Genomic DNA, 15,400 nt, shown 5'->3' on the forward strand with positions numbered 1-15,400 from the left:
TAGATGCTCTTTTTTTAAGATAGTAAGAGTAAGATTCGAAGAATCAATAAAAAAACTTAGAACCTTAGCGCCTCAGTATCTTAGAAGCTTAAAAAAATATATAGTGATTAGGTGAATTTTCATCAATCGTTTCCCCAAAAACGTATGATGAAAATTAGACACCTAGAAATACTCTCGTATATTCAAAACATTTATATAGATTAGAGTAAACGTATACACCATTTTTTATCATTATTTCGCTAAACTTTTCCATAATATATAAATTAAGTTAACAAATTACTCTCTAGATGGTTCATATTGTGATGATTCTTCGTTTTCTTCAGAAGATTCACTATGAGGTTTCGAAACCAGATTCGTTACGATAAGCTGAATGACTGAGCCTAAGATGCCCTTGAACATTGAGTCCCCTTTTCCGACGATAAATCTTTTGGCGATATAGCCAATTCCGATACTAATTACCGATTGCGCCAAATGGCTTTTAAAACCAACAGTTTCGTTAATTTCTTCAACCGTATTTCGAATTAGGTTTATCGGTTTTAGATTTTCCTTAATGTCATCAATATGGTCTTTTATTTGGCACCATTCTGCATCCTGGCGAATTTCTAATTCCTCAATTTTTCGATTTAATTGATCAATATTGTAAATAGCCTCCATAGTCTTTTTATTGGTATTAATAAATTAAATCTTATTTTTTAGTTTCTTTTAGAATACTCGAAATGATAGTATTTCCAATCGGAGTTTTAATCAATTTATGATGTGATTTTACCACAACAACCACTACAATAAGATAAAATAGCGCCATGATAAAAAAGCCGTAGTAATACTCTCCAAGTTCTTTTCCAATCCATAAGCTAATCCCAATATTCAAGAACAAAGTAAAAAATGCAACAACAATTCCGATCGCTATCTTAGATGCCAATGATGCTGCACCATCAGCCACTGAACATACTGTTTTTAGTTTTAATAATTCTAAACTTGTTTTAGCATAGTTTTCAGCTTTTTCATAAAGATTTAAGTCCTCGTTTGTTGTTGCATTTGGTTCCATGATATAGGGTTTTATGGTTTGAAAATTTCACTAATTAATATAAACGTATTAATAGTTTGATTTTACTGTTTTAACGTCATCTTTGATTGTATTAAAATCATCTTTCACTTGGTTAAGTTTAGATTTTCCTTCTTCGATAATATCTTTACCGTTTGAAGTGATTTTATTTACGACACCATCAAATTTCGTTTTCAAGTTATCCCCGTAATCTTTTGATTTATCTTTAATTTTTTTTCTTGTGTTTGATCCTTTGTCTGGTGCAAATAAAACACCTATGAATGCTCCCGCCGCTGCGGCTCCTAAAATTCCTAAAATTGTGCTACTAGTTTTCATAATAAATAATTTTTAAATGGATTAATATTAATAATTTGTTGATTTAATAATTGTAATTTTTAAATTTCTCGACCTTTAATTAGTCGAAGTAAAACTGCAATGATGGCGATTACCAATAGAATATGGATAATGCTTCCGAAACTGTAAACAAAGAACCCAAGGGCCCAAAGTATCACGAGAATCACTGCGACGGTGTATAATAAATTTGACATGGTTTTTTTATTTTAGTGGTTAATATTTTTTTAGTTTAACTTATACGACATGTATAAAGTCAAGTTGCTGTTTCTAACGTCAGGAAAAGTATAAGTTTCTCCTAGTACAGTTCTTTCTTTACCAACGGTTGTTAAACCATAATTGTAACGAACTCCGATACTGATTGGATCAAAATCAACTCCAACACCTGCAGCAATACCTGCATCAAACTTGTTTAAATCGTCTCTGTCAATTTCTTCATTGATTTCAAATGATCCATCTCCAGTTACTTTTGAACTTACTAAGTAAGAAGCATAACCCCCAGCATGAACATTAAAGTTCTTTGTGATATTTACTCTAACAAGTAATGGAAGTTCAATATAATTAAGTCTGAATTTAGCATCACCTTCAAAAGGACCCGCATTATATTCTAGTTTAGCTCCCTTTGTTGTAAACAAAAGCTCTGGCTGAATGGCTACAAAATCTGAAACAGGAAGTGTGGCATAAAAACCGGCATTAAAACCAGATAAAATATTGTTGTCGTTTACATCATCACCGCTGTCGATTAGGTTAGACATGTTGTATCCCCCTTTTACCCCGAATTCGGTATTTACATTATTGTCCTGAGCGTGCAGCACTCCAAATGATGCTGATAAAAAAAGTGTTAAGGCGCATAAAAAATTGGCTTGTAATTTCATAATAATTAATTTAGTTAATAGATTAGATAAATAGGCTTTTATTAATTTTGTTTCTTTATTCTTTCAGTCTCTCGTAAGAGTTTATATTGTTCTGGCAAAAATCTAAGAACGAATTCTAAAATTTTCTTGTCGTTTGTTTCTCTAGAAATAGTCTGGAGCAGTTCAATCTGGTCATTTATCGCTTCTGTCATGGCATCCAAATAGATTGTATTAAATTCACTGCCACTTGCATCAATAAGGTTGTACAGGTCTCGTTTATGAGTGGCATTAATTTCGGTAATGACAATGAGCTTAGATGTGGCCATTTTGTTAAGTTCTTCTAACAATTGATTTTCTTGAACTTCAATTCTTTTGCTTAATTCCTGAACAATTATATCTGAACTTTTTTGTTGTGCAATTTGACTTTTTGAAATAATAGATTTGCTAATATTCGCCGACGAAATAAAAAAAAAGACTTCTGTTTCTTCTCTTTCATTTTTTGCAAAAGCCTGATTTTTCAAAGTTTTTTCAATCGGATTAACTTTTCTGCATGATGTGATGCAAACAACTAAAAAGAATGAAAAAAAGACTTTAAAACAAACAGTCTTCGTGGCATGAATTACTTTCATTATTACTTCATAAAGTATTACATTACAAAGATGCTAACGAATGAAAGATTTTCCTTTACAGCATAAAAATGAAACGTTATATAATTCCCATAATACGCTTATATTTCGGTTTTGTCCTTTTAAAATCAATGCTTTAGAGGTTTTTTTGGTTGAAGCAAAAAAAAGAAATTACAGTTTTACTATAATTTCTTTTTTTATGGGTATAATTTGGAAAGGTTTTTATTCTTATAATAATTCCAATCCTAATATAGGTTTGGAATTAATTTTTTTAATCGGGAAGAAAGACGGTAAATACAGATCCTTTACCTAAAATACTGTCGGCTGTAATATGACCTTTATGATTCTCAACAATCTTTTTACAGATCGCTAAACCAATTCCAGTTCCAGGATAATCTGTTTTGGAATGAAGACGCTGAAAAAGAATAAAAATAGTTTCTTTAAACTGCGGGTCAAATCCCATACCGTTATCTGAAAAAGTAATTTTATGAAATTTCTTTACCGACTGTTCCAAAATTTCAGGATAATCCGAAGCACTGACTTTTTCGCTAGAAATAGAAATTTCAGGTCTAAGACCAGGCTGACTGTATTTTAATGAGTTTCCGATTAAATTGATAAAAAGCTGCTCAATCTGATAAGGAATTACAGAAAGTTTAGGAAGTTTTGGAGCCGAAATAATAGCTTTCTTTTCTTCAATTATTTCTGCCAGTTCAGATTCTGCATTATTCAGAAGTTCATTTAGATTTACTTTAATAAATTCTTTCTTGGTAGTATTCGTTCTAGAAAACAAAAGAAGATCGTCTATTAGAACGCGCATTCTTTTTGCAGAACTTTCTATTTTAGTGATATAATTTTTACCACTTTCAGACATTACCTCTTTGTCAGCATCCGAAACTCTAGAAATAAAAGTCTGTATTTTTCTAAGTGGTTCCTGCAAATCATGACTTGCTACGTGGTTAAAAGAGGCAAGTTCTTTATTGCTTTTTTCCAGTTCTTTATTTCGTTCCTGAAGTTCGATATTAAGAAGATGTTCGTCTGTTATGTCAAAATTAATTCCAAGTAAAATTTTGCTTCCCTGTTGGTCCGTTACTAATTTTCCTGTTGTTTTAAAGTAACGCACTTCAAAATCGGGACGTATAATTTTATAATACACAAACGGAAGATGTTTTTTGTCTAAAATTCCGTCTATTGCTTTGGCTACAGCTTCTTTATCATCTGGATGAACATATTTAATAAGTGTTGCCTTATTTGGAGCAAAAGATCTTGGTTCAAGACCTAATAATTGGAATTGATTGTCTGAAAAATCTATTTTATCAGAATCTAAATCCCATTGCCATGTGCTAAATTTTCCAATATTTTCAGATTCAGAAATTAAACCGCTTGAAATTAAGAGTTTTTTGTTGAATACTTTTAAGCGCTCAAAATCACGGCTAATTTGGCGGTAAGCCAATAAGATAAAACTCAAAGCGACTAGAAATAAAGAAATAGAAAACAGCGGACTCAGAGAGATTTCAGAATCATAAATTTTGAGTCTTTTCTTCAAGAATTCTTTTTCGATGTCGTTCATTTCATCAACCTTAAAACGGATATTTTCCATCAAGATTCTTCCGCCAAACATATGGTTGTCGAGTTTTCTCTTGTCGTAAGTTTTTGGATCGCTGTATTTTAAACAGTTTTCAAAAGAAACGAAACGCTGTGTAATGAGTTTGAAAAGTCTATGAAGGTTTTTCTGTTGCTGCGGATTATCGGCGGTTAACTTTTTTAAGTTAATAAAAGATGTATTTACCTTATCTCTCGAGTAGATGTAGGGAGTTAAAAAACGGGCATTACGAGTAATAATATATCCTCGCTGGCCCGTTTCTGCATCTTTTATAGCCGACATTAATCGTTCGAGCTGAATGTTGATTTCGTAAGTATGCATAACCAGTTTGCTCGATTCATTCAAGTCCTGGTTGTGTTTGTAAGCAATTGATGAGAGAAATAACAGAATGAAAACTGCGATTACAAAAATAACTCTCAAAGAGTTTGAAGAATTAAAATTTGGTATCCATTTCATTGGTATGCTCTTATTTTAGTCGCAGCAAGAAATTATCACGGTTAAGTCCAGAGGTATGATAATGCCAGTTGACAGTCACGACTTCATTTATTATTTTTTTCAATGTATTGAAATCGCTAGGCTTTTTGATGTAAATATTTGCACCTTGAATAAAAGTATCTTCAATATCCTCTTCAGAAGAAGATGTAGAGTAAATAGCAATAATTATATCTTTTAAATGATCCGTTTTTTTGATTTCAATAAGACATTCTTTCCCTGTTTTTTTAGGCATGTTCAAATCTAGAAACAAAATATCTGGAAGTTTATTGTCTGGGTTCATTAGATGATCCATTAATTGCATTCCGTCATGAACAAAATTTACATTTGTTTGTATTTTTATTTCTTCAAAAGCATCTTTAAAGAAAAGACGGTCATCTTCATCATCATCAGCCAATAAAATGTGTAATGCGTTTTTTTGCATTTTGATCGCGGTATTTAGGTTTTATTTTAAATTCTCTCTTCGTTTCTTAATAATTCTCTGAAAAGCAGACGGCGTAATTCCGGTTGTGTTTTTAAACTGCGTACTCAAATGTGCTACACTCGAGTAATTTAGTAAAAAAGCAATTTCGGTCAAACTCATTTCGTTGATAATAATCAGCTGTTTTGCTCTTTCAATTTTCTGCAAAATAATAAAATTTTCTATAGAAGAATACGTTACTTCAGAGAAAACATTAGATAAATATCCGTAACTGTGGTTGAGCTTCTCAGCCAAAAATACAGAACTTTTGTAATTATTACTATCATCCATAAATACAAGCTCGATAATCGCGTCTTTTATTTTTTGGACTAATACACTTTTTTGATTTTCAACTACTTCAAAACCACAAGGAGCCAAATTTGTTTTTAACTTCTCCAGTGCTTCGGCATCAAGATTGTCTTCAATCTCAATTTCGCCAAATCCTAGAGTAGAAAAATTTATATTGTTTTGTTCCAGGTTTTGTTTTAAATAAAGAGAGCAAATGGTGTTAATGTCGAACTTTATAAATAGTTTCATTATATAGAAATTTGGTTAAAGATACTTATTTTATTTGGTGTTTTAGCTTTTAAATGATATAGAATTACAAGTAAATGTGATTTTAAAATAATTTTTTCAAAAAAATACCGTCTAATAGTTTTACTAGACGGTATTTCCCTGATTGAGTTGCAAGGATTTACAAATCTGACAGGATTTGATGAAACTCTTCTTTAGTTTTTCCTAATTTTTGCTGAAGCTTTCCATACATTTCGTCTTCTTTTCCTTCAGCAAACATCAAATCATCATCTGTCAATTCAGCATATTTTTGCTTTAATTTCCCTTTTAACTCATTCCAGTTTCCTTTTATTTCTGTCGAATTCATGATATCTCTTTTTAATTTATTTGTATTGTAAAATTGCGCATTCTCGCCAAGGTTTTTGTTACATTTATTTTTAAGACTGTTTCATAATTTTCATTTTTTCGGTAGTGATTAGTGCTTAGCTGTTAGTATTTAGTTGAGCTTTTAATATTATAACTAGCTTTTAATGCTAAATATCAAATTCTAAGGATTAGAGAATAAAAAAAGCTAAGGACTAACAGCTAAGCACTAAGCAGCTAACCGCAAACGTGAAACTAAATAATATTATTTGTAATTTTGCCGCACAAGCAAAACACAATATGACAACACAACAACTACACGAACAAATTCTTCAAAAAAAATCATTTTTATGCGTTGGCTTAGATCCTGATTTGGCAAAAATTCCGCAGCATTTATTAGAAACCGAAGACCCGATTTTTGAATTTAATAAAGCTATTATTGATGCTACACACGATCTAACAGTTGGTTACAAGCCAAATACAGCTTTTTTTGAAGCTTACGGTATAAAAGGATGGATGTCTTTGCAGAAAACAATCAATTATATCAACGAAAATTATCCTAATATTTTTACGATTGCAGATGCCAAACGTGGTGATATCGGAAATACTTCTAGCATGTATGCCAAAGCTTTTTTTGAAGATTTGAATTTTGATAGTGTTACAGTTGCTCCTTATATGGGAAAAGATTCTGTAGAGCCTTTTTTGGCTTTCGAAAATAAACATACAATAATGTTGGCATTGACTTCAAATGAAGGCGCTTTCGATTTTCAGACTTTAAACACAAACGGACAAGAATTGTACAAACAAGTTTTAGAGACATCTAAAACGTGGAAAAACAGTGAAAACTTAATGTACGTAGTCGGAGCAACAAAAGCAGAATATTTTACAGAAATTAGAAAAATTGTTCCAGACAGTTTCTTACTCGTTCCTGGAATTGGCGCTCAAGGCGGAAGTTTATCTGAAGTTTGCAAATACGGAATGAACGATAAGGTTGGGCTTTTGGTAAATTCGGCAAGAGCCATTATCTATGCTTCTAAAGGAACTGATTTTGCTGAAAAGGCTAGAGAAGAAGCTTTGAAAGTGCAGCAAGAAATGGAAGAGATTATTAGTTTGAAGTTTCAGGTTTAACGTTTCAAGTTCTTACTTTGAACGTAATTTAACCGCAAAGTTCGCAAAGGTTTACGCTACGAACGCAAAGTATTTTTCTTTGCGTACCCCTGCGAAAAATCTTTGCGAACTTTGCGGTTAAATTGATCCCAAAAACTTGAAACATGAAACATGAAACAAAATAAATGAAACAATTCGCAGATCAATTAGGAACTATTCATTCCTTTGAAAATGCTCCAAAACGCATTATTTCGTTAGTTCCTTCGCAGACAGAATTATTATATGATTTAGGTCTCGAAGCAAAAATTATCGGAATAACGAAGTTCTGTGTTCATCCGTTTCACTTTAAATCAACCAAAAAGATTGTTGGCGGGACAAAGAAGATTCATTTTGAGAAAATAAAGCTTCTTGAACCAGATATTATTATTTGCAATAAAGAAGAAAATACAGAAGAAATCGTAAATCAGTTAAGCGAAATTTGTCCAGTTTGGGTAACAAACATTGTGACAATAGAAGATAATTTCCAAATGATTTCAGATTTTGGGCAATTATTCAATTGCAGAACTGAAGCGCAAAAATGGAATAGCAAATTGGCTTTCGCCTTGAGCGATTTCAAAAATTATATCGAAAATATAAAGCAAAAGAAAGCCGCTTATTTTATTTGGAAAAATCCTTATATGGTTGCAGGAAACGATACCTATATAAATGAATTGCTAAAACTGAATCATTTTAAAAATATTTACGAAGACAAAGGCCGTTATCCTGAAATCGAGTTAAAGAAAATGCGTCTTGAAGGCGATCCTGATATTGTTTTTCTTTCGTCTGAACCTTACCCTTTCACAGAAGAAGATGCTTTTGAAATAGGCAGATTTACACATCATGCTAAAACCATTTTCGTAGACGGAGAAATGTTCTCTTGGCATGGAAGCAGACTTTTAAAGGCTTTTACATATTTTAAATTACTCCACGAACGTTTGAAAAAATAAATTCCAATAAATAAATTCCAAATTCCAATTTTCCGCACAGTAAAAATTGGAATTTGGAATTTATTTATTGGAATTTGATTTAAAATTATTGGAATTTCAGATAAAAAAGAATGCCGGCATCTCGAAGACGTCGGCATTATTTAACTAACCAAAACCAAAATAATAAATAACCAGTTTATTACAATACAAATGTCCGACATAAATCAACATTATGCTGTTAAGGTGTTGTTATTACTTTGTTGGAAATAAGTTAATGTATATTGGGAAAAAATTCCAATATTTTAAAATTCCAAAATCCAACATTGGAATTTGGAATTTTTCATTTGGAATTTAAATATATCCTGAAAGGATTTATATAAATAAAGAATGCCGGCATCTCGAAGACGTCGGCATTATTTAACTAACCAAAACCAAAATAATAAATAACCAGTTTATTACAGTACAAATGTCCGACATAAATCAACATTATGCTGTTAAGGTGTTGTTATTACTTTGTTGGAAATAAGTTAATGTATATTGGGAAAAAATTCCAATATTTTAAAATTCCAAAATCCAACATTGGAATTTGGAATTTTTCATTTGGAATTTAAATATATTCTGAAAGGATTTATATAAAAAAAGAATGCCGGCATCTCGAAGACGCCGGCATCATTTAACTAACCAAAACCAAAATAATAAATAACCAGTTTATTACATTACAAATGTCCGACATATATCAATCTTATGCTGTTAAGGTTTTGTTATTACTTTGTTGGTCATAAGTTAAGATTTGTCTAATCGCTGTTTTGAGCTTTGTGCACTATAAAATAATTTTTGATTATTAAAATATAATAACAATCAATTTTGTTTATGAATATGCTAAGAATAAGTTTGTATATTTGATAAAACATTAAAAATCAGCAAAATGGAATCAAACAAAAAATTAACAACCGCAACAGGAACTCCCGTTCCAGACAATCAAAACATTCAAACAGCAGGCCCTCGCGGTCCCGTCTTATTACAAGATTTTTGGTTTTTAGAAAAGATGGCGCATTTTGACCGAGAAGTAATTCCGGAAAGAAGAATGCACGCCAAAGGTTCTGGTGCTTACGGAACTTTTACTGTTACACACGACATTACCAAATATTCAAAAGCAGACTTATTTTCTGAAATTGGTAAAAAGACAGAAATGTTTGTGCGATTTTCGACCGTTGCAGGAGAAAGAGGTGCTGCTGATGCCGAAAGAGACATACGTGGTTTTGCCATGAAATTTTACACAAACGAAGGAAATTGGGACTTGGTAGGTAATAATACGCCAGTTTTCTTTTTCCGTGACCCAATGAAATTTCCTGACTTGAACCATGCTGTAAAACGTGATCCAAAAACCAATTTAAGAAGTGCTGATAACAATTGGGATTTTTGGACTTTATTACCAGAAGCTTTGCACCAAGTTACAATCGTAATGAGTGATAGAGGTATTCCGAGATCGTATAGAGAAATGCATGGATTTGGAAGCCATACCTTTAGTTTTATTAATGCGCAAAATGAAAGACATTGGGTAAAATTCCATTTAGTTTCGCAACAAGGAATTGAGAACTTGTCTGACGAAGAAGCGGCTTTATTAGTAGGACGAGACAGAGAAAGCCATCAAAGAGATTTATTTGATGCTATTGAAGAAGGAAACTTTCCAAAATGGAAAATGTTTGTACAGATCATGTCTGAAGAGCAGGCAAAAACATATCGTTTCCATCCATTTGACTTAACTAAGGTTTGGTTAAAAGGAGATTTTCCACTAATTCCAGTTGGAGAATTCGAATTGAATAAAAATCCAGAAAATTATTTTGCAGAAGTAGAGCAAGCTGCTTTTAACCCAGCGCACGTGCCGCCTGGAATTGGTTTCTCTCCAGATAAAATGCTGCAAGGACGTTTGTTTTCTTATGGTGACGCACACCGTTACCGTTTAGGCGTAAACAATTATCAAATTCCAGTAAATGCTTCAAGATGTCCTTACAATACATTCCATAGAGATGGAGGTATGCGTGTTGACGGAAATAATGGAGGCCGTAAACATTACGAGCCAAATAGTTTTGGAGAATGGCAAGATACGCCAGAATTAAAAGAACCGCCATTAGCAATTTATGGAGATGCTTATGCACATAATTTTAGAGAAGACGATAGCGATTATTTCACTCAGCCAGGTTTATTATTCAATTTATTAACTCCTGAGAAAAAACAATTGTTGTTTAAAAATACAGCTGGACAAGTTGGTGGAGCACAGAAATTTATTCAGGTTCGCCACATCAGAAACTGCTATAAAGCCGATCCAGCATACGGAGAAGGTGTAGCAAACGCTCTAGGAATGACAATGGATGAAGTCAACGCTTTTGATGATCCAAGACTGGCGATTGTTGCTCGATAAATTTTTTTTAAAAGATTCAAAGTGACAGAGTAACAAAGGTTCAAAGTTTAGACTGAATTATAAAAGTAAACCCGATAAGTTTGTAAAAACTTATCGGGTTTTATATTTTAAAAAGAGATTTAAAGTCAGTCAATAACCTTTGTCTCTCTGTCACTTTGAACCTTTGTTACTTAGTTTAAGAAAAAACCACCGTCTTATTACTATACACCATAGTTTTTCTTTCGGCGTGGAGTTTAATTGCTCTTGCTAAAACTATTCGTTCTAGATCACGGCCTTTCATGATAAAATCTTCTACAGAGTGAATATGAGAAACCCTTGCGATATCTTGTTCAATAATCGGACCTTCGTCTAATTCTTCTGTTACATAATGACTCGTTGCGCCGATAATTTTTACACCACGCTTAAAAGCAGAATGATATGGTTTTGCTCCCGGAAAAGCAGGTAAAAACGAATGATGAATATTGATGATTTTATTTTCGTAAAGCGAAATTAATTTGGGAGTAACAATCTGCATATAACGCGCCAAAACAATAAAATTGATTTGATATCTTTTCAAAAGTTCAATTTGTCTAGCTTCGCCTTCTTCTTTATTGTCTTTTGTAAAAGGCACATAATGAAACGGAATATCAAATCGCTCGGCAATAGATCGCAAATCATTATGGTTGCTAATGATAACAGGGATTTCGACTCCTAATTCGTCAGCACTGTATCGTCCTAAAATGTCAAATAAACAATGGTCGTATTTAGAAACAAATAAAGCCATTTTAGGTTTCTGTTCTTGATTGTAAGCGTCCCAGGACATATTGAATTTGGAAGCAAGAGTTTTATCAAAATCTTCTTTAAAGCTTTCAATAGTAATTTGAGAATTTGCAAACTCGCATTCCAATCTCATGAAAAAAACATTTTGTTCAACATCAACGTGTTGGTCAATGTAAGTAATATTTCCTTCAACTTTAGCAATAAATGTTGTCACTGATGCGATGATTCCTTTTTGGTCTTTACAGTGAATTAGGATGGTTATTTTTTGCATTTTGGTTGGTTTTTTAGTTTTGTTTGCCACAAAGGCACTAAGACTCAAAGTTTTTCTTAGAAACTTAGGCTCTTAGAAACTTAGCAGCTTAAAAATTACTTCTTATCCTGTAGAGCAAATACCTTTTGCAATAAAGGCGTTGTTCTAGCAGAAATATCATTTCGGATATCTTTTTCTTCAACAGCAATCATTTTAAAAACTCCAGACAAAGCCTGATTAGTTGTATAGTCAGTCAAATCTGGGTTTACTTTTTTTACTAATGGAATAGTGTTATATTTTGTTATAATCTTTGACCAAACAGCATCGGCACCTACTTTGGCAAAAGAGTTTTTTATCACGGGGTTAAATTTTCCGTACAAAGCAGTTGTGGTACTGTTTTGCAAATAATTGGTAGCGGCATTGTCGTTTCCTAAAAGAATGTTTTTAGCATCTGTAAAAGTCATATTTTTTACAGCCGAAACAAAGATAGGAGTAGCTTCTTTTACAGCATCTTCAGCAGCGCGATTCAGCATTTTAATTCCTTCATCTGCAAGAGAGCTTAAGCCCACTTTACGCAACGCTGCATCAACTTGTTGCAATTCTTCAGGCATCAAAATTTTTACAGCTTGATTTTTATAAAAGCCATCTACAGCAGTTAATTTACTTACTTGCTCTGTAATTCCTTTATTAAGCGCTTCTTTTAGTCCAGAAGCGATATCAACACCTCCAATACCTGGAATCTGAGAAGATATTTGTGGGTATTGATTTAAAGTCTGTTGTACCTCTGCGCAAGATGTAAGCGAAAATGTAACGGCTAATAGTAAAATCTTTTTCATTATGGGTTTTATTTAAGTTTCAAAAATACTACTTATTCAAAAATAACGCCACAAATTTATTAAGGCAGCGATATAAATTTGTTTTATAATTAACAATAACGCTTTATTGTTTGTTGTGAATTATTTATAAAAAAAATCGCCTTATAATTTTTTATAAGACGATTTTCGATTTTGTATCAAGACGAACAGATAATTTAAAAGCGTTTTTACTTCAAGATGTAGGATTTCCTGATTACGCTCTTAGTTTCTGCTTACTTTTTACAAACTAATATAACTAAGATTTTTAGGGACAAAAAAGGCGGCTATACGTATTGCAAGCAATATAAATTGGGATTGTAAATTGGATTAATCTGCTTTAAATCAGCCAATATATTGTGAGTATAATCTTTACCTCCAATCGCTAAATAGAATAAAGATTTTGAAACATAAAATGGTCTTAACGGAATTGAACGCCAGCCGACCTTAATGTTTTTTAAGAAATGTTTTAACGCGTACTTAAATGTTTTTTCTTCAGGACGAACAAAATAAATAGTGTAACTTTTTATTTTTGTCATTAGATTTGGAAACATTACAAATTTTCCGCCTTGCTGAATTAATAAGTTTATTTCAAAAAGTGTTAATCCTTCGATATTTTCTGTTTTCATGAGAATTAATTTTAATTAAAAAATCAGTGGTACTATTATGATGCAAATGTCCGTCGGTTTGCTTTCTTTTTTGACCTCTAAAAGTCTAAAAACTAATAAGTTATGTTATTTTTGAATTAATTCTCTGTATTTGTAATAAATAGATTACGAGTTTGGTCTTTTTTTATAAAACTTAATTATTTATAGGATAGATAAGGTTCGCAGTAAAATAAAAAAAACGTTATTAAATGCAATTCTGCATTTAATAACGTTTATAGTTTATAAGTAAAAGTTTGCTATTAATTTGAAGAAACAGCTTGCGATGTAGATAAATTATTTAATTCTGCATCTCTTTCATAAACATCTTGAAAGAAGCCAATTTCTCCATTTTCATTTACTAACGAAGTAAAATAAGTAATGTAAATTGGTACTTTTTTAGTCAGCTTAAAACTGTTTTCTACTTTACCAGCCATTGCTTTATCAATTTTTGATTGTGTCCACTCCGGATAATCTGCCAACATTGCAACAGCTAATTCTTTAGCCATTTTCACATTGATACATCCGTGGCTGAATGTTCTTTTTTCAAAATCGAATAAAGTTTTAGAAGGCGTATCGTGCATGTAAATGTCATCAGAATTTGGAAACATAAATTTTACTAATCCTAAAGAATTGTCAGGTCCTGGTTTTTGTCTTACTTGACCGTTTACCATTTCCATGTTTTTCTCAGCAAGATAATTTGGATCTGCAGCAATTTTAGATTTCAATTCATTTTGTACAATACTTTGTGGTACTGTCCAATACGGACTAAAAACGATTCTGTCAATTTCTCCATTAAAAATGGTTGTTTTGGTTAAAGGCGCTCCAACAAATACTGGCGATGTCAATTGAACTTTTCCATTTTTTACATAAATCATTTCGTATGAAGGTACATTTACTAAAACATACTCATCGCTAGCAGCAATTTTGGCACCAATTTCACGACATCTTTCCATGTTCAGTTTTAAAGTGGCAACCCTGTCTTCTAGTGGAATATTCATTTCATTAATATGCTCTTCTGCTAAAATGTAATTGGGTTTAAAACCATTACGAACTTTATATTTCATTACGGCATCCATCAATTCACGATCGTAAACGTCGCTTTTAGAATCGGTTTTCAAATCTCCTAATAAATACAAACGCGTTCTAACTTGTGCAATCGTACTAGAAACTGCATCTGGACGTAACTCTTTGTATGGAGATTCTGCTGGAACAATTGGTTTCCATTTGCTAGATCTTTCTAATTTTTTATATTTTTTTAGAACGTCTTGCAATTTGTAATATTGATCGTATTCTACTTTTGCATCAGCTGCATCAGCTGTTGCTGTTTCTTCTAATGTGCTGTAATTTAAAAAATCTTTCAGCATTACATCATAAGCTAATCTTTTCTTATCAGCATTATTTTTTTTAGTATAAACCACATACAAAGAACTCAAAAGCATATCTGCATCTGTTTGAGAAAGTGTACTTTGATCTGATGATGAACTAAATAATTGGTCAATTTCTTTTTGATACGGAATTATTAAATCATTTGTTTTTTTTGCTTTTTCATACAAAGCAGAACCAAATTCGCTGATTTCGTCCTCGTCAAACCAGATTGTTCCTAAATCTCTGTTTTTGTACAACGACATTACATCAGATTTGTATTTTTTCAAATCCTTATATCTTTTAAAGAAATCATTTGAAACTTCGTTTACATCATCTGAATTATTGTGGTAAACGGTTAAATTATTTGAAGCTTTATGTGTATAATTCTTGTTTTCAATTTTGTTAAAAGAAAATACAAAAAAACTCAAACTTAAAATTACGGTGAATGAATAAAATGTTCTCATTTTTTTAATTTTTACGTTATTACTTTTTACGTAAGTTTTTGGTAAAAATTTGGGGCTTTTCTACAATGCTAAATTACATTACAAGTACTCAGAAGACGTTTTCATATTTTATTTAAATGTTGCGAAATTGCCATGTCTTTAAGCTTTCTTTAAGTATATCAGTTAGTTAGCAGAATTGTTAGCCCCGAAGCCTACGAAATCGATTTATTTTTGTTAACATAAAGCTATAGTCTTAAACGAATATTAAAATATTTTGTACATTGGTCGCTTAA

The 15,400-nt window shown here is 31.9% G+C and carries 17 protein-coding genes; 3 read left to right on the forward strand and 14 right to left on the reverse strand.

Annotated features, from left to right (window positions below):
* Positions 1 to 276: 276 nt before the first annotated feature.
* From EG814_RS03980 to EG814_RS04025, 10 genes are all read right to left on the reverse strand, one after another.
* The gene (locus tag EG814_RS03980; RefSeq protein WP_125719156.1) at positions 277 to 654 is read right to left on the reverse strand and encodes a hypothetical protein; all 378 of its coding nucleotides are present in this window, start codon (positions 652 to 654) and stop codon (positions 277 to 279) included.
* Between the two features lie 31 nt (positions 655 to 685).
* Positions 686 to 1,045, reverse strand: coding sequence for a hypothetical protein (locus tag EG814_RS03985; RefSeq protein WP_125719158.1), 360 nt, complete (start codon positions 1,043 to 1,045; stop codon positions 686 to 688).
* Between the two features lie 48 nt (positions 1,046 to 1,093).
* Positions 1,094 to 1,378: a YtxH domain-containing protein gene (locus tag EG814_RS03990; protein ID WP_125719160.1), complete on the reverse strand. Its 285-nt coding sequence runs from the start codon at positions 1,376 to 1,378 to the stop codon at positions 1,094 to 1,096.
* A gap of 59 nt (positions 1,379 to 1,437) precedes the next feature.
* Positions 1,438 to 1,590: a lmo0937 family membrane protein gene (locus EG814_RS03995; protein ID WP_125719162.1), complete on the reverse strand. Its 153-nt coding sequence runs from the start codon at positions 1,588 to 1,590 to the stop codon at positions 1,438 to 1,440.
* 30 nt (positions 1,591 to 1,620) lie between these two features.
* Positions 1,621 to 2,268: a porin family protein gene (locus EG814_RS04000; RefSeq protein WP_125719164.1), complete on the reverse strand. Its 648-nt coding sequence runs from the start codon at positions 2,266 to 2,268 to the stop codon at positions 1,621 to 1,623.
* A 41-nt stretch (positions 2,269 to 2,309) separates the two neighbouring features.
* Positions 2,310 to 2,876: a DUF4142 domain-containing protein gene (locus EG814_RS04005; RefSeq protein WP_125719167.1), complete on the reverse strand. Its 567-nt coding sequence runs from the start codon at positions 2,874 to 2,876 to the stop codon at positions 2,310 to 2,312.
* A gap of 268 nt (positions 2,877 to 3,144) precedes the next feature.
* On the reverse strand, positions 3,145 to 4,929 hold the full coding sequence (locus EG814_RS04010) for a sensor histidine kinase (protein WP_125719169.1): 1,785 nt from the start codon (positions 4,927 to 4,929) through the stop codon (positions 3,145 to 3,147).
* A gap of 10 nt (positions 4,930 to 4,939) precedes the next feature.
* Complete coding sequence (locus tag EG814_RS04015) at positions 4,940 to 5,389, reverse strand: response regulator (RefSeq protein WP_125719171.1); 450 nt, start codon at positions 5,387 to 5,389, stop codon at positions 4,940 to 4,942.
* Positions 5,390 to 5,410: 21 nt separating this feature from the next.
* Complete coding sequence (locus tag EG814_RS04020; protein WP_125719173.1) at positions 5,411 to 5,962, reverse strand: helix-turn-helix domain-containing protein; 552 nt, start codon at positions 5,960 to 5,962, stop codon at positions 5,411 to 5,413.
* A 157-nt stretch (positions 5,963 to 6,119) separates the two neighbouring features.
* Positions 6,120 to 6,305 carry a CsbD family protein gene (locus EG814_RS04025; protein ID WP_125719175.1) on the reverse strand — a complete coding sequence of 62 codons (186 nt, stop codon included), beginning with the start codon at positions 6,303 to 6,305 and terminating at the stop codon, positions 6,120 to 6,122.
* A 296-nt stretch (positions 6,306 to 6,601) separates the two neighbouring features.
* On the opposite strand from EG814_RS04025, the gene pyrF reads away from it, so the two are divergent.
* From pyrF to EG814_RS04040, 3 genes are all read left to right on the forward strand, one after another.
* Positions 6,602 to 7,429 (forward strand): orotidine-5'-phosphate decarboxylase, encoded by an 828-nt coding sequence (gene pyrF / locus EG814_RS04030; protein ID WP_125719177.1) that lies wholly within the window; start codon positions 6,602 to 6,604, stop codon positions 7,427 to 7,429.
* A 164-nt stretch (positions 7,430 to 7,593) separates the two neighbouring features.
* Complete coding sequence (locus tag EG814_RS04035) at positions 7,594 to 8,394, forward strand: ABC transporter substrate-binding protein (RefSeq protein ID WP_125719179.1); 801 nt, start codon at positions 7,594 to 7,596, stop codon at positions 8,392 to 8,394.
* A gap of 904 nt (positions 8,395 to 9,298) precedes the next feature.
* Positions 9,299 to 10,792: a catalase gene (locus EG814_RS04040; protein WP_125719181.1), complete on the forward strand. Its 1,494-nt coding sequence runs from the start codon at positions 9,299 to 9,301 to the stop codon at positions 10,790 to 10,792.
* Between the two features lie 175 nt (positions 10,793 to 10,967).
* On the opposite strand, the gene purU is transcribed toward EG814_RS04040, so the two are convergent.
* The 4 genes from purU to EG814_RS04060 form a co-directional block, all read right to left on the reverse strand.
* Positions 10,968 to 11,822 (reverse strand): formyltetrahydrofolate deformylase, encoded by an 855-nt coding sequence (purU, locus tag EG814_RS04045; protein ID WP_125719184.1) that lies wholly within the window; start codon positions 11,820 to 11,822, stop codon positions 10,968 to 10,970.
* 95 nt (positions 11,823 to 11,917) lie between these two features.
* A complete protein-coding gene (locus tag EG814_RS04050) occupies positions 11,918 to 12,637 on the reverse strand; it encodes a DUF4197 domain-containing protein (RefSeq protein ID WP_125719186.1) in 720 nt (239 codons plus the stop codon).
* 302 nt (positions 12,638 to 12,939) lie between these two features.
* Positions 12,940 to 13,281 carry a hypothetical protein gene (locus EG814_RS04055; protein ID WP_125719188.1) on the reverse strand — a complete coding sequence of 114 codons (342 nt, stop codon included), beginning with the start codon at positions 13,279 to 13,281 and terminating at the stop codon, positions 12,940 to 12,942.
* A 278-nt stretch (positions 13,282 to 13,559) separates the two neighbouring features.
* Positions 13,560 to 15,128 (reverse strand): L,D-transpeptidase family protein, encoded by a 1,569-nt coding sequence (locus EG814_RS04060; protein WP_125719190.1) that lies wholly within the window; start codon positions 15,126 to 15,128, stop codon positions 13,560 to 13,562.
* Between the last annotated feature and the right edge of the window lie 272 nt (positions 15,129 to 15,400).

This window comes from Flavobacterium ustbae (genome assembly GCF_003946915.1).
GTDB lineage: Bacteria > Bacteroidota > Bacteroidia > Flavobacteriales > Flavobacteriaceae > Flavobacterium > Flavobacterium ustbae.